Genomic DNA, 22,299 nt, shown 5'->3' with positions numbered 1-22,299 from the left:
GCTCGCGCCCCGGTCCCGCGCTCCCGACCCGCGGTGTCGGCCAGCGCTCCGACCTGCGGCATCCTCCGGCCCGCGGCGTCGCCCGGCTCGCGCCCCGGTCCCGCGCTCCCGACCCGCGGTGTCGGCCAGCGCTCCGACCTGCGGCATCCTCCGGCCTGCGGCGTCGCCCGGCTCGCGCCCTGGTCCCGCGTTCCCGATCTGCGGCGTCCTCGTCCGCGGCGCCCCGGGCCCCGCGGCCTGCGGCCCCCCGGCCCGCGCCTGCGGCCCGCGGCGTCCCCGATCCGCGGTGCTCCTGACCTGCGGCGTCACCCGGCCCGCGCCCCGACCTGCGACTCTGACCCCGCGTCGGCCGGAGCCTTGCCTGTTCGATCCGCGCCCGCGTGCCGGGGTGTCGAGCATGGGGTTGGGCGAAATGTCCTCTGCACGGGCGCCGGGGCCGTCGCGAACACCCCAGTGCGGGTGGCGGGCGGCCTGCCGTACCGAATGTCGAGAGACCATCCCCTAAGGGAAAGATCCCTCCTTAGGGAGGAGCGGCGGTCGGCGCCCCGCGTGCCAGGATGGAGAAGTCAGTCAACACGAGGGGTGGCCAATATGGGCGGATTCAATACCATCGCGTGGTTGCCGTTGTGCGCCGGTGCCACCGGTGTGGGACTGGTGTTCAGCTTCCTGCTCCTGCGCCGCAGGGGAGTGGTGGCCGCGATGCGGATGGTGGCCTGGTCGCTGCTGCCGATGGCCGCCTACCTCACCGGCGCGCTCGCCTCCCTCTGGACCATCGGCACCACCGCCGTCACCTTCGTCACGAGCCTGGTGTTCAACCCGTTCACCTGGGCAGGGGTGGCGCTCGCCGGGCTGTCGGTGGTGTTGTTCATGGTTTCGGGCGTGCTCAGGACGAGGAAGCTGTCAGCGGCCGACGGCAAGGCCGGGAACGGCAAAGCCGCCGAGGCGAAAGCGTCGCCCGCCGCAGGCCCCGCGGGAAAGCCTGCCCTCGCGGAGCCGAAGCCCAGGACGAACGACGATGATTTCTCCGATATCGAGGACATTCTCAAGAAGCGTGGGATCAGCTAGCGCCGGAGTCAGTGCAATGTCACAGTTCCGAGACCCAACCGGAACGGGCTGTAGACATTCTGTCCAAGATCGATACGAATGCGTTTCGCCCGAATCACAGTTGAGCCACATCGACCGTGTGGGGGCTAGTCAGCGCAGCTCAGGGCATACATTCTGCCTCCTGGGACCGTGACGGACGGTCCTGGCAATCACGGGCGTGAGTCCAGACCGGGCCGGTGCCCGTCATGGACGACGCCGTCTAACCCAGGGGGCTGGAGCAGTATGCGCACAACCCGGGTCATACCGGCCTCCTGGTGGGTCAGGACAGAGGAGGGCGCATGACCGCACCGCTCGACGTGCCGGAGTCGGCCAGCACGGCAGTTCCCGAAGCGGTGGTGGCAGGAGCCGGCGGCAAGGCCATCGAAGGCCGTTCGCTCGGCCAGATCGCCTGGCGGCGACTCAAGCGGGACCGCGTCGCGATGGCAGGCGCCATTGTGATCATCTTTCTCATGCTCGTGGCGATCTTCGCGCCGCTGATCGTGGGACTGCTGGGCCACGACCCGCTGCAGTACCACGAGGACCTCGTCGACAGTGGCACACTCGCGCCAAAGGGCGCCTTCGGCGGGATGAACAGCGAGTTCCTGTTCGGTGTCGAACCGGTCAACGGCCGCGACATCTTCAGCAGGGTCGTCTACGGGGCGCGCATCTCGCTGCTGATCGCCTTCCTCGCCACGCTGCTGTCGGTCGTCATCGGCACGACGCTCGGCGTCATCGCCGGCTACTTCGGCGGCTGGGTCGACACCCTGATCGGCAGGGCGATGGACGTCTTCCTCGCCTTCCCGCTCCTGGTCTTCGCGCTCGCGCTGGCCGGTGTGGTGCCCGACCAGGCGTTCGGGCTGTCCGGCGACACGCTCCGCGTCACTCTGCTGATCTTCATCATCGGCTTCTTCAACTGGCCCTACCTGGGCCGCATCATCCGGGGTCAGACGCTGTCGCTGCGCGAACGCGAGTTCGTCGACGCCGCCAAGAGCCTGGGCGCGCGCGGGCCGTACATCATCTTCCGCGAGATGCTGCCCAACCTGATCGCACCGATCCTGATCTACGCCACCCTGCTGATTCCCTCGAACATCCTGTTCGAGGCCGCACTGTCCTTCCTCGGAGTGGGCGTGCGCCCGCCGACCCCGACCTGGGGCGGCATGCTCTCCGACGCTGCCAGGTTCTACACGATCCCGCACTTCATGATCTTCCCAGGTCTGGCGATCTTCATCACCGTGCTTGCGTTCAACCTGTTCGGCGACGGCCTGCGAGACGCGCTCGACCCGCGTGGCAACCGCTGACCCCTCTCGGACTCCCTTAACCCTGCTTCCAACCCAAAGGGGTGCGACACCTTGATGAGAAGAAAAGCACTGACGACCGCCGCGGCCGGGCTCACGCTCGCCATGGCGCTGGCGGCCTGCGCGGGCTCGCCGACCCAGACCCCCGGTCAGGGTCAGACCGCCCCCGCCGCCACCGGCGCCGCGGGTGCCGCGGAAGCGGCCGACGCCGCCGTCGGCAAGATCTTCAACCCTTCTGACAAGAAGGGTGGCACTCTCAAGATGGCCAACACGGCCGACTGGGACAGCCTCGACCCCGGCAACACCTACTACGGCTACTCGCTGAACTTCGCCCGCCTGTACGGCCGCGCGCTGCTGATGTTCAAGTCCGCGCCCGGCGCCGACGGCAACACCCTCGTGCCCGACCTGGCCGAGAGCCTGGGCAAGTCCAGCGACGACGCCAAGACGTGGACCTACAAGCTCCGCTCCGGCATCAAGTTCGAGGACGGCACGCCGGTCACCTCGAAGGACGTCGCGTACTCGGTGGCCCGCCAGTTCGACAAGGAGATCCACCCGAACGGGCCGACCTACCTCAACGCGCTGCTCGACTGGCCCAAGGACTACAAGGGCGCCTACAAGTCGAAGGACGCCGACTTCTCCTCGGCCGTCGAGACGCCCGACGACCAGACGATCGTGTTCCACCTGAAGGAGCCGTTCGGCCTGTTCGACTACATCATGCAGATGCCGATGACGATGCCTGTTCCCAAGGACAAGGACACCGGCACCAAGTACCAGGAGCACGTCGTCTCGACGGGCCCCTACAAGTTCGAGAAGAACGAGATCGGCAAGGGCTTCACCCTGGTCCGCAACGACCAGTGGGACCCGGCCAGCGACCCGAACCGTCCGGCCCTGCCCGACAAGATCGAGGTGCAGACCGGCGTCAACGCCGACGACCTCGACAACAGGCTGATCTCCGGCGACGTCCAGGTCGCCGTCGACGGTCTGGGCATCGGCAACGCGGCCCTGCCGAAGGTCCTGCCGGACCCGGCGCTCAAGGCCCGCACCGACAACCCGGTCCAGCAGCGCACCTGGTACACCTCGATCATTCCCGACGTCGCCCCGCTGGACAACGTCGACTGCCGCAGGGCCATCGCCTTCGCCGCCGACCGCAGCAGCCTCTTCCGCGCCTACGGCGGCGAGACCGGCGGCATCCTGGCCAGCGCGATGATCCCGTCGAGCCTGGCCGGTCACAAGGAGATCGACCTCTACAAGTCGCCCGACGACAAGGGTGACGTGGAGAAGGCCAAGGCGGCCCTGGCCAAGTGCGGCCAGCCGAACGGCTTCGAGACCAACATCTCCTACCGCACCGAGCGGACCAAGGAGAAGGCCGCGGCCGAGTCGCTGCAGCAGTCGCTGGCCCGCGTCGGCATCAAGGTCACGCTCAAGCCGTACCCGCAGGACGACTACTTCGCCCTCTACGCGGGCAAGCCGTCCTACGTCAAGGAGAACAAGATCGGCCTGGCCATCAACGGCTGGGGCTCCGACTACCCCGACACCTACGGCTTCATGCAGGCCATCATGGACAGCCGGGACATCCGCGACGCCGGTAACTACAACCTCTCGGTCAAGATCCCCGAGGTCGACAAGATGATCGACCAGATCAAGGCCGAGCCGGACGCCGCCAAGCGCGCCGACCTGTGGTCGCAGATCGACCACATGGTCATCGACCAGGCCGTCGTCATGCCCAGCGTGTACGGCAAGGCCCTGTACCTGCGCGGCAAGAACCTGACGAACGTCTTCATCAGCGACTCGCAGCAGATGTACGACTACGTCGGTCTCGGCGTCCAGCAGTAAGACGAACCACACCTAGATAGGCGGGTGAAGGCAGCAGGTCCCCGGCCGGCACAACCGGCCGGGGACCGGAGCCGGGCACTGTGGTCACATACATCATCAGGCGCGTGATCGGCGCCGTGGCGATGCTGCTCATCGTGAGCATCGTCACCTTCGGGATCTTCTTCTTGGTGCCACGCCTGGCCGGCGCGACTCCGGAGGCGTTCGCCGCCCGGTACGTCGGTCGCGGAGCCAGCATGGACACCATCAAGCTGGTCGCCGAGCGGCTCGGATTCTACGATCCCGTGGCGGTGCAGTACGGGCGGTTCCTCAAGGGAATCGTGCTGGGAACCGAGTACGACACAGGTGCGGGCGTCGAACACTGCCCCGCGCCCTGCTTCGGCTACTCGTTCATCAACCAGCAGCCCGTCTGGCCCAGCCTGATGGACCGCTCGCGCGTGACGCTGTCGCTCGGCATCGGCGCCGCCGTGCTGTGGCTGGTCGGCGGCGTGGCGACCGGCGTGCTGTCGGCGCTGCGGCGCGGCAGCTTCTTCGACAGGTCCGCCATGGGCATCGCCCTGGCCGGCGTGTCGCTGCCGATCTTCTTCACCGGCATGATCTCCCTGTCGATCTTCAGCTACGGCCTGGGCTGGACCGCCCCCGGCGGCGCGTGGGTCGACATCACCATCGATCCGCTGCAGTGGGCCTACAACCTGCTGCTGCCGTGGATCACCCTGGCCCTGCTGTTCGCCGCCACCTACGCCAGGCTCACCAGAGCGGGCATGCTGGAGACGATGGGCGAGGACTACATCCGCACCGCGCGGGCCAAGGGCCTGGTCGAACGCAGGGTGGTGGTCAAGCACGGGCTGCGGGCCGCGCTGACGCCCATCGTCACCGTGTTCGGCCTCGACTTCGGCCTGCTGCTCGGCGGCGCCGTACTGACCGAGACGACCTTCTCCCTGAACGGTCTCGGAAAGTTCTCCGTCGACGCCATCAAGAACAACGACCTGCCCGCGGTCATGGGCGTCACCCTGCTGGCCGCCCTGTTCGTCGTGGTGGCCAATCTGGTCGTGGACCTCCTCTACGCTGTGGTCGACCCGAGAGTGAGGCTTTCGTGACCGCGTTCCTCGACGTCAAGGACCTGCGCATCCACTTCCCGACCGACGACGGTCTGGTCAGGTCCGTCGACGGGCTGTCGTTCGCCGTCGAGCGCGGCAAGACGCTCGGCATCGTCGGCGAGTCGGGCTCGGGCAAGTCCGTCACCAGCCTCGGCATCCTCGGCCTGCACAAGGGCGGAAGGGCCAAGGTCTCCGGCGAGATCTGGCTCGACGGCGAAGAGCTCGTCGGCGCCTCCGCCGACCACGTGCGAGGGCTGCGCGGCAAGAAGATGGCGATGATCTTCCAGGATCCGCTGTCGGCCATGCACCCCTACTACACGGTCGGCGACCAGATCGTCGAGGCCTACCGGATCCACAACGACGTCACCAAGAAGGTCGCCCGCAAGCACGCCATCGACATGCTCGGCAGGGTCGGCATCCCCGAGCCGTCCAGCCGCGTCGACGACTACCCGCACCAGTTCTCCGGCGGCATGCGCCAGCGCGCCATGATCGCCATGGCGCTGTCGTGCGACCCCGAGCTGCTCATCGCCGACGAGCCCACCACCGCGCTCGACGTCACCGTGCAGGCGCAGATCCTCGACCTGATGCGCGACCTGCAGCGCGAGTTCAACTCCGCGCTGATCATCATCACCCACGACCTCGGCGTGGTGGCCGAGCTGTCCGACGACATCCTGGTGATGTACGGCGGCAAGTGCGTCGAGTACGGCAGCGCCGAAACCGTCTTCTACCACCCCGAACACCCCTACACCTGGGGCCTGCTCGGCTCGATGCCCCGCCTCGACAGGGAGCGCACCGAGCGGCTCATGCCGATCAAGGGTTCGCCTCCCTCCCTCATCAACGTCCCCCCAGGCTGCGCCTTCCACCCGCGCTGCCCGCACGCGGCCCGCACCGAGGGACGCTCGAACACCGAGGTGCCCGAGCTGCTGAAGACGAGCCCAGGCCACCTCGTCAGGTGCCACATGGCGCCCGAGGAGCGCCGACAGCTGTGGGAGAGCGAGATCAAGCCGATGCTGGAGACCACATGAGCGAGACGCTGCTGTCCGTGCAGGACCTGCGCATGCACTTCCCCATCACCAAGGGGCTGCTGAAGCGGCAGGTCGGCGCGGTCAAGGCGGTCGACGGGATCGACTTCGAGGTCATCAAGGGCGAGACCCTCGGCCTGGTCGGCGAGTCCGGCTGCGGCAAGTCCACCACGGGACGACTGGTGACCAGGCTCCTCGAGCCCACCGACGGCAAGATCGTGTTCGAGGGGCAGGACATCACCCACATGCCGCAGGGACGGCTGCGTCCACTACGCCGCGACATGCAGATGATCTTCCAGGACCCCTACTCCTCGCTCAACCCCCGCCACACGGTCGGCGCCATCGTCGGCGCGCCGTTCCGCATCCAGGGGATCAAGACCGAGCACGGCATCAAGAAGGCGGTCCAGGACATCCTGGAGCTGGTCGGCCTCAACCCCGAGCACTACAACCGCTACCCGCACGAGTTCTCCGGCGGCCAGCGCCAGCGCATCGGCATCGCCCGCACGCTCGCGCTCAAGCCGAAGCTCATCATCGCCGACGAGCCCGTCTCCGCCCTGGACGTCTCCATCCAGGCGCAGGTCGTCAACCTCCTGGAGGACCTGCAGAACGAGCTCGACCTCACCTACGTGGTGATCGCGCACGACCTGTCGGTGGTGCGGCACATCAGCGACAGGGTCGCGGTCATGTACCTCGGCAAGATCGTCGAGATCGCCGACCGCCAGTCGCTCTACACCTCGCCGATGCACCCCTACACCAATGCGCTGCTGTCGGCGGTGCCCGTCCCCGACCCCAAGGCGGGCACCGAGCGCGAGCGCATCCGCCTGCAGGGTGACGTGCCCAGCCCGATCAACCCGCCGCCCGCGTGCCGGTTCCACACGCGGTGCTGGAAGGCGCAGGACATCTGCAAGAAGATCGAACCGCCCCTCACCGAGCTGGCCACCGGCCACCGCGTCGCCTGCCACTTCCCCGAAAACGCGCCGGTCGCGGCCTCCTCTGAGACCGTCACGGCCTGACCCGTTTTCATCCGGTACGGCAAGCCGGGTCACGCCCACCCCTGTCACGGGGTGGGCGTCCCTCCAGGGAGACGCTCCTCCAGCGCACGTGGCCGGCCGCCGTTACGCGCACGCTCGGCCGCTTCCCGTGCCCCGGGAGGGGTTCAGGACAGCGAGCCCGGGGTGATCAGGCCCGTTTCGTAGGCCAGGACGACCGCCTGCACCCGGTCGCGCAGCCCCAGCTTCGTCAGCACGTTGCCCACGTGGGTCTTGACGGTCGTCTCGCTCACCACCAGCTTGGCGGCGATCTCCGCGTTCGACATGCCCTTGGCGATCAGCCCGAGCACCTCGAGCTCCCGCTCCGTCAGCCGGTCGAGCCGCGCCGGAGTCGCCTGCTGGTAGGCCGACGGCAGCTTGGCCGCGAACCGGTCGAGCAGCCGCCTGGTGACGCTCGGCGCCACGATCGCATCGCCCGCCGCCACCACCCTGATCGCCTGCACCAGCTCGTCGGGCGGCACGTCCTTCAGCAGGAAGCCCGAGGCACCTGACCGCAGCGCCTCCACGATGTACTCGTCGAGGTCGAACGTGGTCAGCACCAGCACCTTCGGCACGTGCGCGGTGGGCGCCGCGTCGCGCACGATCCTGCGCGTCGCCTCGATCCCGTCGACACCGGGCATCCTGATGTCCATCAGCACCACGTCGGGCAGCAGCGCCCTGGTCTGGTCGAGCGCGTCCTTGCCGTCACCCGCCTGCCCGACCACCGCGATGTCCGGCTCGGACTCAAGGATCAGCCGGAACCCCGTGCGCAGCAGTGGCTGGTCGTCCACCAGCAGCACCCTGATCGTCATCATCCGTCCTTCAGCGGGAAAATCGCCCGCACCTCGAAACCGCCCCCCGTGCGCGGACCGACCCTGAGGATTCCACCATAGAGGGCCACCCGCTCGCGAATCCCCACCAAACCGTGCCCCGTCCTGTCGCCCTCGCGGGCCTCAGGGCCGAGACCGTCGTCCTCCACGACGAGACTCAGCTCGCGCGGCGCCTGCCGTACCGACACTCTGGCATGGGCGCCGGGGCCCGCGTGGCGCAGGCTGTTGGTCAGCCCCTCCTGGACCAGCCGGTAGGCGGCCAGGTCGAGGCCCGCGGGGACGGCGGCCTGGCCCTCGACCTCCAGCTCGGTCGGCAGCCCCGCCTCGCGCATCTGCTCCACCAGCGCCGGCAGGTCGCGCAGCCCCGGCTGCGGGCGGCGCTCCGGCGGACCTGAGACGGCGTCGGTGCGCAGCACACCGACGATGTTGCGCATCTCGTTCATCGCCAGCCTGCCGGTCTCCTCGATCGCCGACAGCGCCTCGCGGGCCACCTCGGGGTTGGCGGTCAGCACCTTCCTGGCCGCGGCCGCCTGCACCGTCATCACGCTCACGTGGTGGGCGACCACGTCATGCAGCTCCCTGGCGATGCGCGAACGTTCCTCGGCCCTGGCCGCGCGGGTGTCGGCCTCCCTGGCGCGCTCCAGCCGGGCCGCGCGGTCCTTCAGCTCCTCCAGGTAGGCGCGCCGCAGCCGCAGGCTACGGCCCGCGCCCCACACCGCGATGCCGATGAGGATGGCCATGGCGTGATCGGGCCAGGCCGGCGCCGACGGCGACAGCGACACCGCAGTGGCGTAGCCGACCGCCGTGACGGCCAGCCCCGACAGCGCGATCGCCAGCCCCCGGTGCGCGGCCACCGAATACAGCAGGATCAACCCCGCCGGCCCGGCCAGCCCCGGCTCGCCGTCGAGCACGGCGAGCACCGCGATCGGCGCCTGGACCGCGCACAGCGCCGCCAGCGGCCAGCGCCTGCGCACCGCCACCGGCGCGTAGGCGAGCACAAGCAGCGCCGCCCCCGCCGCACCCCCGCCCCGGCTCACGACGAACAGCGCCACCGCGGCCGCGGCCAGGACCGCGGCGAGGAACGAGTCGCGGAACAGGGCTCGGTCGGTGCGCACCGCTTCAATGTAAGACCAGGTGAGAGCGGGAATCCTCCTCCTTGGGGAGGACTTCAGAGCTCGTCGGTCGCCGTCCGCCTGCTGCTCCTGACCGTGTCACCGGGCTGTCTGGCGGGCACCGGCGGGGGAGTGCCGCCGAACTCGGGACACAGCGACTGATGATCGCACCAGTCGCACAGCCGCGACGGCCGCGCCCGCCACTCACCCGTCTCCAGCGCCCGCTCGATGGCCGCCCACAGGGCCTGCACCTTGCGCTCGGTCGCCAGCAGATCGGCCTCGTCGGGCGCGTAACGCAGCACCTCGCCGCCGCCGCCCAGATACACCAGCTGCAGCAGCCGCGGAATCGCCCCCCGCAGCCGCCACAGCACCAGGGCGTAGAACTTCATCTGGAACAGCGCCTTGGCCTCGAAATCGGGACCCGGCGCGCTGCCGGTCTTGTAGTCGACCACCCTGACCTCGCCGCTGGGCGCCACGTCGAGCCTGTCGATGTAGCCCCGCAGCATCAGGCCGCTGTCGAGCACCGCCTCCACATACAGCTCACGCTCGGCGGGCTCCAGCCGCGTCGGATCCTCCAGCGTGAAATAGCGCTCCAGCATCGAACGCGCCTGGCCCAGCCACTCGAGCTGCTCGGCCTCGTCGGCGAACATCTGCGCATAGGCGGGGTCGTCGGCCAGCAGCCTGGCCCACTGCGGCTCCAGCAGCTCCAACGCGGCCGCCACCGAACGCCCCGGCGCGGGAAGATCATAGAGCCGCTCCAGCACCGCGTGGACCACCGTGCCGCGCACCGCCGCCGCCGAGGGCCGCTCGGGAAGCTGGTCGATCACCCTGAAGCGGTAGAGCAGGGGGCAGGTCATGAAGTCACCCGCCCGCGAAGGGGAGAGGGCCCCGATGATCACGGGTTCGGTCAACGTCATGTTCCGCACTGTAGGTCAAGACGCCGACAGAATGGGCACGCCGAGTAGCATCAAGGCAATCGCGCGACGAAGGAGTGATAGGTGAGCGCCGAGAGTCCCCGCCAGGAGTTCTCCGGCATCCGGATGGGCAGGCCCTTCGGCATCCCGGTCTACGTGTCATGGACCTGGTTCATCGTCGCGGCGTTCATCACCTGGAGCTTCGGCCGCGTGATGCTCAGAATGATGCCGGGCGTCAGCGAGCCGCTCGCCTACGCGGTGGCCTTCGTCTTCGCCGTGCTGCTCTACGTCTCGGTGCTGCTGCACGAGCTGGCCCACTGCGTCGTGGCCAGGATGTACGGCCTGCCGGTGCGCCGCATCACCCTCTACCTCCTCGGCGGCGTCTCGGAGATCGAGAAGGAACCCCAGACGCCGGGGCGCGAGTTCATGGTCGCCTTCGCAGGACCGCTGCTGTCGCTCGGCCTGGCCGGCGGCGGCTACCTCGTCTACGAGTTCGTCATCCCGCAGGGCGGCGTGCCCGGCGCGCTGGCCTGGCAGCTGTGGGTGGCCAACCTCATCGTCGGTGTCTTCAACCTGCTGCCGGGGCTGCCGCTCGACGGCGGCAGGATGCTGCGCGCCGGCGTGTGGAAGGCGACCCGCAACCCCGTCTCCGGCACCGTCGCCGCCGCCTGGGTCGGCAGGGCGCTGGCGGTCGCCATCGTCGCCGCCGCGTTCGCCATGTCGCTGCTGAGCGGCCAGTCGCTGCTCGACACCTACGTCATCTGGTCGGTGCTGCTGGCCAGCTTCATCTGGTTCGGCGCCACCCAGTCGCTGCGCGTGGCCAGGGTGCGCGCCAGGCTGCCGCAGGCCAACGCCCGCGCCCTGGCCCGCCGCGCCATCCCCGTCACCGCCGAGACCCCGCTGTCGGAGGCGCTGCGCAGGACGGCCGAGGCCGCCGCGGGCGCCATGGTGATCGTCGACCACGACGGCAAGCCGCTGGCCATCGTCAACGAGGCCGCCGTCCAGGCCACACCCGAACACCGCAGGCCATGGGTGAACGTCGGCTCCCTGTCCCGCACGATCGAGCCGTCCATGGTGCTGCCCGCCGACCTGTCGGGCGAGTCGCTGATCGACGCCATGCGCGACGCCCCGGCGGGGGAGTACCTCCTGGTCGAACGCGGGGGCGAGGTCTACGGCGTGCTGGCCACCGCCGACGTCAACAAGGTGTTCACCGGGGTGTGACCACTCGTCTGAACGGCCAGGCAGGACTAATGTTCTGACCAACTGATCACGCACCGCTGATTCGAGGCGAGCAGCTCCGGCCGATACTGTTCCTCCTCGTCTGGGTATGCGTATGGCTGGCGGTTGACCGGCGATTTTCCGTGGAGGGAGAGTTCTGTGGCAGAGCAGGGCTTCGGGGTGGTGCGCCCACTGCCGGGCAGCGGGCTGGTCGCCCACATGGGTGGATTGCTGCTGGTCTGTGACGCGGAGGAGGCAGCGAGCGGCGAGCTGCTCGAGGCCCTCCGCGAGAGCGCGGCGTCGGGGGCCGACGGTCTCGCGCTGGCCCGCCGTGCCGCACAGGTGTTGTTCAGGACCATGTCAGGCGATCCGGTGAGCTGCGCGGTCGCCGGTCCCGCTGGCGGCGGCATGGCCGTGCTCGTCAGCGGCGCCGCCTCCGCCGTGGTCGTCACCGACGACGGCGAGAGCCGGCTGTCCGGGCGCGACTCCCTCACCTGGACCGACCGGCTGATCCCCGGTCCCGTCCAGCGGGTGGAGCTGCTGCTGCCCGGCGCGGGCGAGGCCCACCCCGCGGTCCGCCTCGACGAGGGCGTGGTGCTCGGCGCGGGTCTGCGCGGCGAGGTCGGCCAGGCCGGCGAGGCGGCCCCCGCCAAGCCGAAGGTCAAGCCGCTGGAGACCAGCGAACTGCCCGCGACGGGCCTGCACTTCGAGCCCGACCTGCTGCCCCCGCCGCCCAGGCAGGAGCCGCAGCCCGAAGAGCCGCCCCCTGTCCAGCCACCCCCTGTCCAGCCGCCCTCCCAGCCGTCGCAGCCCATGGCCCCCTACCCGATGGGCGCCCCCTCAGGGCCGCAGGCCCCCTACGGCCCGCCGCCGACGCAGGAACCGCACCCGATGCCCGAGCCAGGGCCGCCCGGCCCGGCCGCCCCGCCGATGCAGGGCCCGCCCTCCGGCCCGATGCCGCCGCTCGGCCCGCCCATGCCGCAGGGGCCGATGCCCTACGAGGAAGCGCCCTCTGAGCAGCCTCCCTTCGGCCCGCCGCAGGAGCCGCAGGGTGAGCAGGAGCAGGTCGACGGCAGGCCGATGGTGTTCGGCGTCGACTGCAAGAACGACCACTTCAACGACCCGCGCTCGCCGTACTGCGTGATCTGCGGGATCGAGCTGGTGCAGCGCACGCTGGTGCCGTACAAGGGGCCGCGGCCGCCGCTCGGCGTGCTGCTGCTCGACGACGGCACGTCGCTGCCGCTCGACAGCGACTACCTGCTGGGCCGCGACCCCGAGCGGGCGCCCGAGGTCGCCGGCGGCACCGCCAGGCCCGCCAAGGTCACCAGCCCCGACGGCTCGGTCTCCCGCCGCCACCTGCGGGTCGCGCTCGACGGCTGGGACGTCAACCTGGTCGACCTCGGCTCGGTCAACGGCACCCAGATCCAGCCGCCCGGCGACCCCAACTTCTACGACATCCCGCCGAACGAGCCCGTCACCATCGCCCCCGGCACCACCGTCCGCATCGGCGTCTCCCGCACGATGCGCTACGAATCCCACCGCGGGTGATTTGCGGGGGGCGAGCCCTCCGCGGCTCGCCCCCGCTTTCTCCCATCGGTACGGCAAGCCCGGCCGAGGCCACCGTGGTCACCGCCGACCGCCCGTCCAACACGCCACTCCAGCAGGACTCCGGCCGCCCGCCGTCACGTCGCCCCAACGTGGGTAACGCGCTGCCCCGAACCCCCTCTCTCCGCGGCTCCGTCTCTTCGGCCCCCGCCTCCGATCCCCGCCCTCTCCGCCTGGCACCCTCGGGGCTCCGGCAGCTTCAGTCCTCACGACCCTGGGAAGACCTCACCACCCCTGGAAGACCTCACGAGCCGACACGGCCTTCAGCGGAAGCGGTTCAGCGCCTTGGCGAGGTCGGCGGGGGAGTTGACGCCCAGCTTCCAGTACGCCTGGTTGCGGTGGTTCATGGCCGTGCGCATCGCGATCCCCAGCTCCAGCGCGATCTGCCGATGCGACATCCCCGCCGCCGTCAGCTGCGCCACCTGCAGCTCCCGGTCCGTCAGGTCGGGCGCCGCCAGCCCACGTAACGCGGGCGTGTTAGGCCCCTGGCACGCTCCGGCCAGCGACCAGGCCTCCGTGGCCGCCGCGCGCGCCGCCTTCTCGCCCCGGCTGCGCCGTAACCGCGTCGCCGCCTGAGCCGCCGCCTCGGCCGCGTGCAGGGGCAACCCCAGCGCGTCGAACCTTGCCGCCACCGCCAGCAGTCCCTCCGCGTCGCCCTCCGCCAGCGCCGCCGCGTGCCGAGCGGCCAGCTTGACGCGTGGCCCCTCGTGCGTCTCGGCCAGCTCGGCCAGCCGGTGGGCGGCCGGGGCGGGCGCGCCGAGCCGTACCGCGTCGTGGAGGGCGACCGCCTCGAAGGCGGCGAGACCGCTCTCACGGCACTCGGCGGCGGCCGACAGCGCCAGCTCGACCGCGTGCCCGTTCTCGCCGCCCGCGGCGGCGATCCACACGCGGGTGAGCGCCACCCACCGCATGAACGCGGTCCAGGTGGCCCGGTTGCGGGCCATGGCCGCCTGGAGGGTGTCGCGGGCGGCGGCGGCCTCGCCGCGCAGCGCCTGGGCGGCGGCGTAGGCGGCCATGCAGCCACCCACGGTCAGCGCCGTTTCGTGGTTGGCGGGCGCGTGCAGGATCAGCAGCGCCGTGCCGAGCTGGCCGCGCAGGGTGGCGGCGTTGCCGCGGGCCAGCGCCAGGCTGCCCTCGCCGCGCGACCAGCCGCGCTGGCCTGCCAGTGCGCCCCGCATGGACGCGATGGACTGGTCCATCATGGCCAGGTCGCCGGAGAAGTACCCGCACATGGCCCAGGTGGAGTGCAGCGGGGAGACCAGCGCCGGGATCTCCTCGCGCCAGGCCGCCGACTCCTCCAGCGCCTGGCGGACCAGCGCCGCGGCCTCGGTGGTGCGTCCGGCGTAGCAGAGGGCGAGGGCGCGCGAGTTGAGCACCTGGGCGCGCTGGGCGGGCCCGAGGTCCTGGGCGAGCAGTTCGGTGCTGAGCCGCAGCGCGTCGCCGGTGCGGGCGGCGGAGGCGGTCAGACCAAGACGATGGACGGCCACCTGGCGGCGCGGCGCCGCCCCCTTCACGTCCTTCTCGGCGGCAGCGAGCAGGTCGAGGGCCTCGCCGAGCCGGTCCATGCCCCATGCCAGGTTGCTGGCCCTGGCCAGCACGAGGCGGGCCTTGGACGGCTCGTCGTCCGGCACGCGGGTGCCGTCGAGCACGGCCCTGGCCCTGTCGGGCTGCTGGGCGTAGTCGAGCAGCGTGGCCAGCTGGATCGCCGCGGTGGTGCCGCCGCCCGCCTCGAGCGCCGCCTCGCCGAGCCGGACGGCCAGCGGGTAGTCGTGCGCCGACCACGCCAGGCGCGAGGCGTCGAGCAGCGGCCCCGGCGCGGCGCCGAGCCCGGCCGAAAGCCGCCACACCGTCACCCGCAGCCGGTCCTCCCTGCGGCGCAGGCCCGTCGCCTCCAGTGCGGCGACCAGGTCGGCGTGCCTGCGGCGGCGTCGGAGCTGCGGGCAGCGTTCGCGGGCGATCTCGCCGTAGAGGGGGTGGCCGAGCCTGGCGATCTCCCGCCGCCGGTCGACGCGCACCCTGATCAGGCCGCGCTCCTCCGCCTCCAGCAGCGCCCGCTCGCTGGTCAGGGCGCTGAGCACGCGGGCGCCGATCGGCTCGGCCAGCGCCGTGTACTCCAGCACGTCCTTCAGCTCCGGCGACAGCGCGCCGATCCGCTCGTGGATCAGGTCGGCCAGGCGGGGCGCGAGCGGCGGGTCGCCGGTCAGCTTCCACATGCCGTGGATCTCCGACAGCGCGCCCGAGGCGATGGCCGCCCCCACCACCTCGTACAGGAACAGCGCGTTGCCCTCGGTCACCTCGGCCAGCCTGCGCACGGTGGCGTCGTCGGGCGGGCCGCCGAGCGCGGCGGTCAGGACGGCGGTGACGTCGTCGTCGCTGAGCGGGCCGGTGTCGTAGCGCCGCACGTGCCCGTCGCGCCACAGCAGCGTCACTGGGTCGGGCGCGGGCTCGCCCGTGCGCAGCGTGGCCACCAGGCGCGCCCGCCTGCCCCTGACCAGCGAGGCGATCACCTCGGCCGAATGGCTGTCGAGCAGGTGCGCGTCGTCGACCGACAGCACCAGCACCCTGCCTCCGGCGTGGGCGAGCACCTCGTCGGCGGCCCAGCGCAGCGTGTTGACCAGGTGCGGAGGGTGCTGGCGTGGGATGAGGCCGGCCAGCGCGCCGTTCGGGATCGAACTGGCCGCCTTGGTCGCCCTGATCCGCAGCAGCGTCACCTTGGTCGCGTGGAAGCGCATCAGCACCTCTCCGGCCAGGCGCGACTTGCCGACGCCCGCGGGCCCGGCGATGACGACGCCCTGCGCGGTCGGGTCGCGGGCGAGCCGGACCAGGTCGTCGAGTTCGTGCCCGCGGCCCGCGAACGGCCAGCGCTTCATGTCGGCCCCCTCGATACCTTATTGTCCTTTTGTGGCGCGATGGGGTGTGAAATTCGACGTCGATTGCCCGAGTTGTGCCCGACCAACTGTCGCACGCGAAGCCGACGGATTACACAGGGTTTTTCTGCCGGAACAGTTGCGGCCTTATTGGCTGGTGGTCTGCCAGAGCTGCGGGCAGGCATTGTTGCTGGAAAACCGGGACGACACCGGCGACCACGACCCCGACGACCGGCCCGCCAGGCCCGCGCGGGTGCTGTGGCCGCCCTTGGGGCGGCCGATCGGCCCGGAGGTGCCGCCCGTGGTGCGCCAGGAGCTCACGTACGCGCGCGCGGGCCTGCGCTCGGGCTCGCCCGCCTCGGCCGTTCTGCACGTGCGGCGGCTGCTGGAGGCGGTGTGCGCCGACCACGGCGTGAGCGGGCGCACGCTCTTCCACGCGCTGCGCGAGCTGCGCGAACGCGGCCTGATCGACGGGTGGCTGCTGGCCTGGGCCGAGGAGCTGCGCGAGCTGGGCAACGAGGCTGCCCACCTCGGCGCCCGCCCGCTGGCCAGGTCGGAGGCGGAGGACGCGGTCGAACTGGCCGAGGCGTTCGTCGACTACCTTTACGTCTTCTCCCGAAAATACCGGTCGTTTCGGGTACGGCGCGGCGCCACCAAAGCCCCCAATAACCGAAATATCCTGCGCGATACTCCGGTGATGCGGATTCTCCGCCAATCACAGGTGGAGTTCAGGGCCCATTCCTATCCCCACGATCCGGCCAGGACGAAATCGAGGACCGCGGTCGCCGGCGAGCTCGGCATTCCGCCCACGCGGCTGCTCAAAGCCGTCATCCTCTACCTCGGCGTCCACGCCGTCGTCGCCATCGCGCCCAGCGAGGGCGTCGTCGACGAGCGGGCGCTGGCCCGCGCCTTCGGCGCCGGCGACGCCAGGGTCGCGGGACTGGCCGACGTCATGCGCATCGGCCAGACCATCGCCGCCGAGATCCTCAGCCCGCTGGCGCTGCCGTACCTGCCTTCGGTGCTGGAGGAGACCTCGGCCGCCGCCGCGTCCGTCTACGTCTCCAGCGGCCGACACGGCCTCGAACTCGAACTCGACCCAGCCGACCTGGTCCGCCTCACCAGGGCCAGGACCGCTCCGATCGTGAGGTGACAGCGTGGCCGACGTCGTCTTCGAGGGCTCCTTCGACGAGGTGAGCTCGCTGGAGGACTGGCTGCGCGGCGCCGACGCGCTGCGCGGTAGGACCCGCCTGCGGCACATGAGGCCCGGAGCCGGGCGGATGGGCGGCGAACCGCCCGCGCTGGTCGTGGACGTGGCCTCACAGGGGCAGGCGACGGCGCTGGCCAGGACCGTGGAGCTCTGGCTGCGCTCACGCGGCAGGCAGGTGGCGCTCAGACTGCGGGTGGGCGAGGAGATCACCATCGACCTCGACCTGCGCGCCAAGCTGGACCCCGAGACGCTCGTCGCACAGGTGAGCGCCATCCTCCGCGACGCCCTCGACGCCGCCCTCGAAGCCGACTGACAGGACGACCCCGCCTGCCGTACGGGAAGAAGACGGCCGTCAGGCCGTGAAGGCGTGCACCGAGCGCAGCATGCGCGCGGCCACCTCCAGCCCGCGCGAGGCCTCGATCGCGCGGCCCGCCGCGGTCGCCAGCCGGCCGAGCAGGTGCTCCTCACCGTCGGAGAAGCGCCTGCCGGCCACCCACAGGTACGCCTGGTCGCGCGTGGCCAGCGGCACCGGCACCGCCAGGAACCCCGGCCCGCCCACCGACCAGTCCTGCTCCACGAGCACCGGGTCGGAGCCGATCGCCAGCTCCTTCAGCACCCCCGACTCCAGCAGCCAGCGGCCGATCCGCAGCGGATCGCCCGGCGCGGTCAGGACATGAGAGGGATAGGCGATCTCCTGCAGCGGATCCACGTCCACGAACCCCGCGTACGGCGTGCCGCCCACCGCGGCCGCGCACCGGACCACCTGGTCCAGTAGCGCGTCCGACTCCACATGGGAGAACGACTCGATGAGCTCCTTCACGCAGTCGCTGCTCATGCCTCATCCCCTGACGCCAGGCTCGCCGAGAAAACGGCGGAGTGTTAACGGGTGGCGACTCGGAGTATTACCGCCAAACGCGCCCCTGGCCACCCCCACATCAGGTAATAGATATTTTCAGCTTCGTCCCGGCCGTAGCAGGAGCCATTCCACGTCGTCGCCGCGCGTGCCGTCGGGCCGGGGGAACAGCTCCCGCTGCACGCTCTCCCTGCTGAAGCCCACCCGCCGCAGCACGTGCTGTGAGGCGTCGTTGGCGACGTCGGTGCCCGCCACGATCCGGTGCAGCGCCGTTTCGGTGAAAGCCCAGTCCACCAGCAGCCGCACCGCCCGCGTCATGAACCCCCTGCCCCTGAAGTCCGCCTGCAGCGAGTAGCCGACCATCGCCTGCCCGATGGCGGGCATCACCTGCACCAGCTGGATGTGCCCGGCGAACGCGTCCGTCGCCGCGTCGCGGATCGACAGCTCGGCCCGCTGCCCCGACAGCCACCAGTAGCCGGTGTAGCGGCAGCGCCGCTCGGCCGCCTCGGCCGTGGGAGCAGTCCCGACCATCCACCGCGAGACGCTCGGGTCGCCCACCATCGCCCGATAGTCGCCGGCGTCGCCGGGCGCCATCGGCCGCAGCCGCACCACCCCGTCCGACAGCTCTCCGCCGTCCAGGAACGGCAGGTACTGCCCGGCAGCCTCGCCCGGATCGCCCGCAAGCCTGGCGAACGCCACGAAGTCGGCGGCCCTGCCGTCGCGCGTGTGCGTCCGCTCCCTGGCGATGCCCTCCTGCTGGTAGCCGGCCGCGTAGGCGACGCGGAGGCTGGCCAGGTTCTCCACCTCGGCGTGCAGCTCGATGCGCCGCGCCCCCTTGTCGAAGGCCCACTCGCTGACCGCCCGCGTCGCCGCGCTGGCCACACCCTTGCTCCTGGCCCACTCGGCCACCCGGTAGCCGATGGACAGCGCCCCGTGCGCGTCAGGCGGCCGCAGCCCCACCGCGCCCAGGTACTGCCCGCTGCCGGCGTCGGCGACCGTGAACTCGGCGCCGCCCTCCGCCCACCGCCGCTGCGCGAGCGCGAGATAGGACTCGGCGTCCTCGATCGTGTACGGCAGGGGCAGCGAATACAGGAACCTGGCGGTGTCGGCGTCGGACGTGGCCCGCACGATCGCGGGCAGATCCTCACGGGAAGGGGGACGCAGGATCAGCGCACCCGTCGAGATCACTTCACGCGGCAACATGGTCCATTGCTATCAATCTCCGCCCCAAAGCGGCGAATCGCCGTCCAGGAGCGCCCCGAGCTCCGTCCTGCCGCTCACGCCCAGCTTGCCGTAGACCGACCGCAGGTGGTGCGACGCCGCAGGTCGCCGGGTCGTTCATCAGCGTCAGCAATGGTCGGTCTCCTCGACCCGGCCGGCGAAGGGCCAGTGTGTCGACACGTGAGGATGTTACGGTCCACGAGCAGGCAAATACAGGGGGTCGCCGCAGGCCGAGCGACCCCGCGATTCGCCCTATCCTCATCCCCATGGGTTTTCGCAGGCACGGGCCGTTCCAGATAGGGGATCAGGTGCAGCTCACCGACCCCAAGAACAAGCGTCACACGATCACGCTCAAGCAGGACGGGGTCTTCCACACGCACAAGGGGGCGATCCCGCACAGTGACCTGATCGGCCAGCCCGAAGGCTCGGTGGTGCGCTCGTCCGGCGGCACGCAGTACCTCGCCTTCCGCCACCTGCTGCAGGACTACACCCTGTCGATGCCGCGCGGCGCGGCCGTCATCTACCCCAAGGACGCCGCCCAGATCGTCGGCATGGCCGACGTCTTCCCCGGGGCTCGTGTCATCGAGGCGGGCGTCGGGTCGGGCGCGCTGACCTGCTTCCTGCTGCGCGCCGTCGGCGCCGAGGGCAAGGTCATCTCCTACGAGCGGCGTCAGGAGTTCGCCGACGTGGCCCGCAAGAACGTCGAGAAGTTCTTCGGCGGCGAGACGGACAGCTGGCGCCTGGTCGTCGGCGACCTCAACGAGTCCATCGACGAGATCGACGTCGACCGCGTCATCCTCGACATGCTCGCCCCGTGGGAGTGCGTCGACGCCGCGGCCAAGGCCCTCACACCGGGTGGCGTGATCTGCGTTTACGTGGCCACGACCACCCAGCTGTCGAAGACCGTCGAAACCCTTCGGGAGCACGGGAGTTTCACCGAGCCCCACGCGTGGGAGACCCTGGTTCGCGACTGGCATGTCGAAGGACTCGCCGTACGCCCGGATCACCGGATGATCGGGCACACCGGCTTCCTCGTCACCGCCCGCCGCATGGCGGACGGCGTCACGCCCCCGCCACGGCGCAGACGACCGAAGGGGACCACCGAAGAACTATGACGATTTGGCCACGGCGGTGCCTTGGTGCGTGACGCGGGAACAGATGACCGTGTTCATATGCTGGAAGTACTAAACACGCCAATTGGGCTTATTCCTCGAATACCGAATGTCACTCTACGAACACTTTCCGGCCAGGTAGCGGAAAGCCGGGAGATGGGTAAGGTCCTTAGTAGTCGCTCTCGACTGGGAAGGAGGTGACGGGGCGTGGCAGCTCGCGATGATGCAGAGGCTCGAGCCGCGCAGCGCGAACGGGAGGTCGCTGATCTTTCAACACAGGTCTCCTTCCTGCAGGAGGAGATCACAGCGCTGCGCAGGAAGCTGGCCGAGTCACCCCGTCAGGCCAGGGTCCTCGAGGAGCGTCTCCACGAGGCGCAGGCCAACCTTGCCGCGGTGACCAGCCAGAACGAACGGCTGGTGGCCACACTCAAGGAGGCCAGGGATCAGATCGTCGCCCTCAAGGAAGAAGTCGACCGGCTGGCCCAGCCGCCGTCCGGCTTCGGCATCTTCCTCGAGGCCAGGGAAGACGGCACGGTGGAGATCTTCACCGGAGGCCGCAAGCTGCGGGTCAACGTCAGTCCCGCCGTCGACACCGATGTGCTCAGGCGTGGCCAGGAAGTCATGCTCAACGAGGCGCTCAACGTGGTCGAGGCACTCGGCTACGAAGAGGTCGGCGAGATCGTGATGCTCAAGGAGGTGCTCGAAGACGGCGAGCGCGCCCTGGTCATCTCCCACGCCGACGAGGAGCGCGTCGTGCGCCTGGCCGAGTCGCTGCTCGGCCAGCCCATCCGCGCCGGCGACTCGCTGCTGCTGGAGCCCCGCTCCGGCTACGTCTACGAGCGCATCCCCAAGTCCGAAGTGGAAGAGCTCGTCCTCGAAGAGGTCCCCGACATCTCCTACGAGGAGATCGGCGGCCTCATGCGGCAGATCGAACAGATCAGGGACGCCATCGAGCTGCCCTACCTGCACGCCGACCTGTTCCGCGAGCACAAGCTCCGCCCGCCCAAGGGCGTGCTGCTGTACGGCCCGCCCGGATGCGGCAAGACGCTCATCGCCAAGGCCGTCGCCAACTCCCTGGCCAAGCAGGTCGCGGAGAAGACCGGCCAGTCCGGCAAGAGCTTCTTCCTCAACATCAAGGGCCCCGAGCTCCTCAACAAGTACGTCGGCGAGACCGAGCGGCACATCCGCCTGGTCTTCCAGCGCGCCAGGGAGAAGGCCTCCGAGGGCACCCCGGTGATCGTGTTCTTCGACGAGATGGACTCGATCTTCAGGACCCGAGGCTCGGGCGTCTCCTCCGACGTCGAGAACACCATCGTCCCTCAGCTGCTGTCGGAGATCGACGGCGTCGAGGGCCTGGAGAACGTCATCGTCATCGGCGCCTCCAACCGCGAGGACATGATCGACCCGGCGATCCTGCGGCCAGGCCGCCTGGACGTCAAGATCAAAATCGAGCGGCCGGACGCCGAGGCGGCCAAGGACATCTTCTCCAAGTACCTCATCGCCGAACTCCCGCTGCACCCGGACGACCTCGCCGAGCACTCCGATTCCCGCGACTCCACGATCGCGGGAATGATCCAGAGCGTCGTCGAGCGCATGTACACCGAGAGCGAGGAGAACCGCTTCCTCGAGGTGACCTACGCCAACGGCGACAAGGAAGTCCTGTACTTCAAGGACTTCAACTCCGGCGCGATGATCCAGAACATCGTCGACCGGGGCAAGAAGATGGCCATCAAGCAGTTCCTCGAGACCGGGCAGAAGGGCCTGCGGGTACAGCACCTGCTGGCCGCCTGCGTCGATGAGTTCTCCGAGAACGAGGACCTGCCCAACACCACCAACCCCGACGACTGGGCCCGCATCTCCGGCAAGAAGGGCGAGCGGATCGTCTACATCCGCACGCTCGTGTCCGGCAAGCAGGGCACCGAGGCCGGCCGTTCGATCGACACGGTCGCCAACACCGGCCAGTACCTGTAGTAGCGCGAAAGGGCCGCTCCCCGAACACGGCACC

18 protein-coding genes are annotated in these 22,299 nt (G+C 70.2%); 12 read left to right on the top strand and 6 right to left on the bottom strand.

The features are described from left to right. The first annotated feature begins 591 nt into the window (after positions 1–591). The 6 genes from ACFXJ8_RS14985 (at position 592) to ACFXJ8_RS14960 (ending at position 7,340) form a co-directional block, all read left to right on the top strand. Positions 592–1,065 carry a cellulose synthase gene (locus ACFXJ8_RS14985; protein WP_379644441.1) on the top strand — a complete coding sequence of 158 codons (474 nt, stop codon included), beginning with the start codon at positions 592–594 and terminating at the stop codon, positions 1,063–1,065. 317 nt (positions 1,066–1,382) lie between these two features. Next, a complete protein-coding gene (locus tag ACFXJ8_RS14980; protein WP_379644440.1) occupies positions 1,383–2,381 on the top strand; it encodes an ABC transporter permease in 999 nt (332 codons plus the stop codon). A gap of 54 nt (positions 2,382–2,435) precedes the next feature. Further along, complete coding sequence (locus ACFXJ8_RS14975) at positions 2,436–4,211, top strand: ABC transporter substrate-binding protein (protein WP_379644439.1); 1,776 nt, start codon at positions 2,436–2,438, stop codon at positions 4,209–4,211. Positions 4,212–4,291: 80 nt separating this feature from the next. Then, the gene (locus ACFXJ8_RS14970; protein ID WP_379644438.1) at positions 4,292–5,305 is read left to right on the top strand and encodes an ABC transporter permease; all 1,014 of its coding nucleotides are present in this window, start codon (positions 4,292–4,294) and stop codon (positions 5,303–5,305) included. After that, positions 5,302–6,330 carry an ABC transporter ATP-binding protein gene (locus ACFXJ8_RS14965; protein ID WP_379644437.1) on the top strand — a complete coding sequence of 343 codons (1,029 nt, stop codon included), beginning with the start codon at positions 5,302–5,304 and terminating at the stop codon, positions 6,328–6,330. Before ACFXJ8_RS14970 ends, ACFXJ8_RS14965 begins: the two co-directional genes overlap by 4 nt. Continuing rightward, complete coding sequence (locus ACFXJ8_RS14960) at positions 6,327–7,340, top strand: ABC transporter ATP-binding protein (RefSeq protein WP_379644436.1); 1,014 nt, start codon at positions 6,327–6,329, stop codon at positions 7,338–7,340. The genes ACFXJ8_RS14965 and ACFXJ8_RS14960 overlap by 4 nt, the downstream gene beginning before the upstream one ends. 143 nt (positions 7,341–7,483) lie before the next feature. Here ACFXJ8_RS14960 and ACFXJ8_RS14955 read toward each other — a convergent pair whose 3' ends face one another. The 3 genes from ACFXJ8_RS14955 to ACFXJ8_RS14945 are packed head-to-tail and all read right to left on the bottom strand — an operon-like array spanning position 7,484 to position 10,214. After that, complete coding sequence (locus tag ACFXJ8_RS14955) at positions 7,484–8,167, bottom strand: response regulator (protein ID WP_379644474.1); 684 nt, start codon at positions 8,165–8,167, stop codon at positions 7,484–7,486. Beyond that, positions 8,167–9,300 carry a sensor histidine kinase gene (locus tag ACFXJ8_RS14950; protein ID WP_379644435.1) on the bottom strand — a complete coding sequence of 378 codons (1,134 nt, stop codon included), beginning with the start codon at positions 9,298–9,300 and terminating at the stop codon, positions 8,167–8,169. Before ACFXJ8_RS14950 ends, ACFXJ8_RS14955 begins: the two co-directional genes overlap by 1 nt. Before the next feature lie 53 nt (positions 9,301–9,353). Further along, complete coding sequence (locus tag ACFXJ8_RS14945) at positions 9,354–10,214, bottom strand: RecB family exonuclease (protein WP_379644434.1); 861 nt, start codon at positions 10,212–10,214, stop codon at positions 9,354–9,356. A gap of 123 nt (positions 10,215–10,337) precedes the next feature. Here ACFXJ8_RS14945 and ACFXJ8_RS14940 point away from each other — a divergent pair, with 123 nt between their 5' ends. Continuing rightward, the gene (locus ACFXJ8_RS14940; protein WP_379644473.1) at positions 10,338–11,432 is read left to right on the top strand and encodes a site-2 protease family protein; all 1,095 of its coding nucleotides are present in this window, start codon (positions 10,338–10,340) and stop codon (positions 11,430–11,432) included. A 156-nt stretch (positions 11,433–11,588) separates the two neighbouring features. Further along, positions 11,589–12,977 carry an FHA domain-containing protein gene (locus ACFXJ8_RS14935; protein ID WP_379644433.1) on the top strand — a complete coding sequence of 463 codons (1,389 nt, stop codon included), beginning with the start codon at positions 11,589–11,591 and terminating at the stop codon, positions 12,975–12,977. A 320-nt stretch (positions 12,978–13,297) separates the two neighbouring features. On the opposite strand, the gene ACFXJ8_RS14930 is transcribed toward ACFXJ8_RS14935, so the two are convergent. Further along, positions 13,298–15,904 (bottom strand): LuxR C-terminal-related transcriptional regulator, encoded by a 2,607-nt coding sequence (locus ACFXJ8_RS14930; protein WP_379644432.1) that lies wholly within the window; start codon positions 15,902–15,904, stop codon positions 13,298–13,300. A gap of 184 nt (positions 15,905–16,088) precedes the next feature. On the opposite strand from ACFXJ8_RS14930, the gene ACFXJ8_RS14925 reads away from it, so the two are divergent. Together ACFXJ8_RS14925 and ACFXJ8_RS14920 are read left to right on the top strand one after the other, a co-directional pair. Then, positions 16,089–17,051, top strand: coding sequence for a DUF4145 domain-containing protein (locus ACFXJ8_RS14925; RefSeq protein ID WP_379644431.1), 963 nt, complete (start codon positions 16,089–16,091; stop codon positions 17,049–17,051). 4 nt (positions 17,052–17,055) lie between these two features. Further along, on the top strand, positions 17,056–17,421 hold the full coding sequence (locus tag ACFXJ8_RS14920) for a hypothetical protein (protein ID WP_379644430.1): 366 nt from the start codon (positions 17,056–17,058) through the stop codon (positions 17,419–17,421). 39 nt (positions 17,422–17,460) lie between these two features. Here ACFXJ8_RS14920 and ACFXJ8_RS14915 read toward each other — a convergent pair whose 3' ends face one another. Both ACFXJ8_RS14915 and ACFXJ8_RS14910 read right to left on the bottom strand, forming a co-directional pair. After that, positions 17,461–17,943, bottom strand: coding sequence for a hypothetical protein (locus ACFXJ8_RS14915; RefSeq protein WP_379644429.1), 483 nt, complete (start codon positions 17,941–17,943; stop codon positions 17,461–17,463). A 117-nt stretch (positions 17,944–18,060) separates the two neighbouring features. Next, positions 18,061–19,164, bottom strand: a complete 1,104-nt coding sequence (locus tag ACFXJ8_RS14910) for a GNAT family N-acetyltransferase (protein ID WP_379644428.1) — start codon at positions 19,162–19,164, stop codon at positions 18,061–18,063. Positions 19,165–19,448: 284 nt separating this feature from the next. On the opposite strand from ACFXJ8_RS14910, the gene ACFXJ8_RS14905 reads away from it, so the two are divergent. Together ACFXJ8_RS14905 and arc are read left to right on the top strand one after the other, a co-directional pair. Continuing rightward, positions 19,449–20,297 (top strand): tRNA (adenine-N1)-methyltransferase, encoded by an 849-nt coding sequence (locus ACFXJ8_RS14905; protein WP_379644427.1) that lies wholly within the window; start codon positions 19,449–19,451, stop codon positions 20,295–20,297. 204 nt (positions 20,298–20,501) lie between these two features. Beyond that, the gene (gene arc, locus ACFXJ8_RS14900) at positions 20,502–22,265 is read left to right on the top strand and encodes a proteasome ATPase (protein WP_379644426.1); all 1,764 of its coding nucleotides are present in this window, start codon (positions 20,502–20,504) and stop codon (positions 22,263–22,265) included. Positions 22,266–22,299: the final 34 nt, after the last annotated feature.

The sequence above is a fragment of the Nonomuraea sp. NPDC059194 genome (assembly GCF_042754765.1).
Lineage (GTDB): Bacteria > Actinomycetota > Actinomycetes > Streptosporangiales > Streptosporangiaceae > Nonomuraea.
Note: the sequence above shows the minus strand (reverse complement) of the source record. Positions and strands in the feature narration are given on the sequence as shown.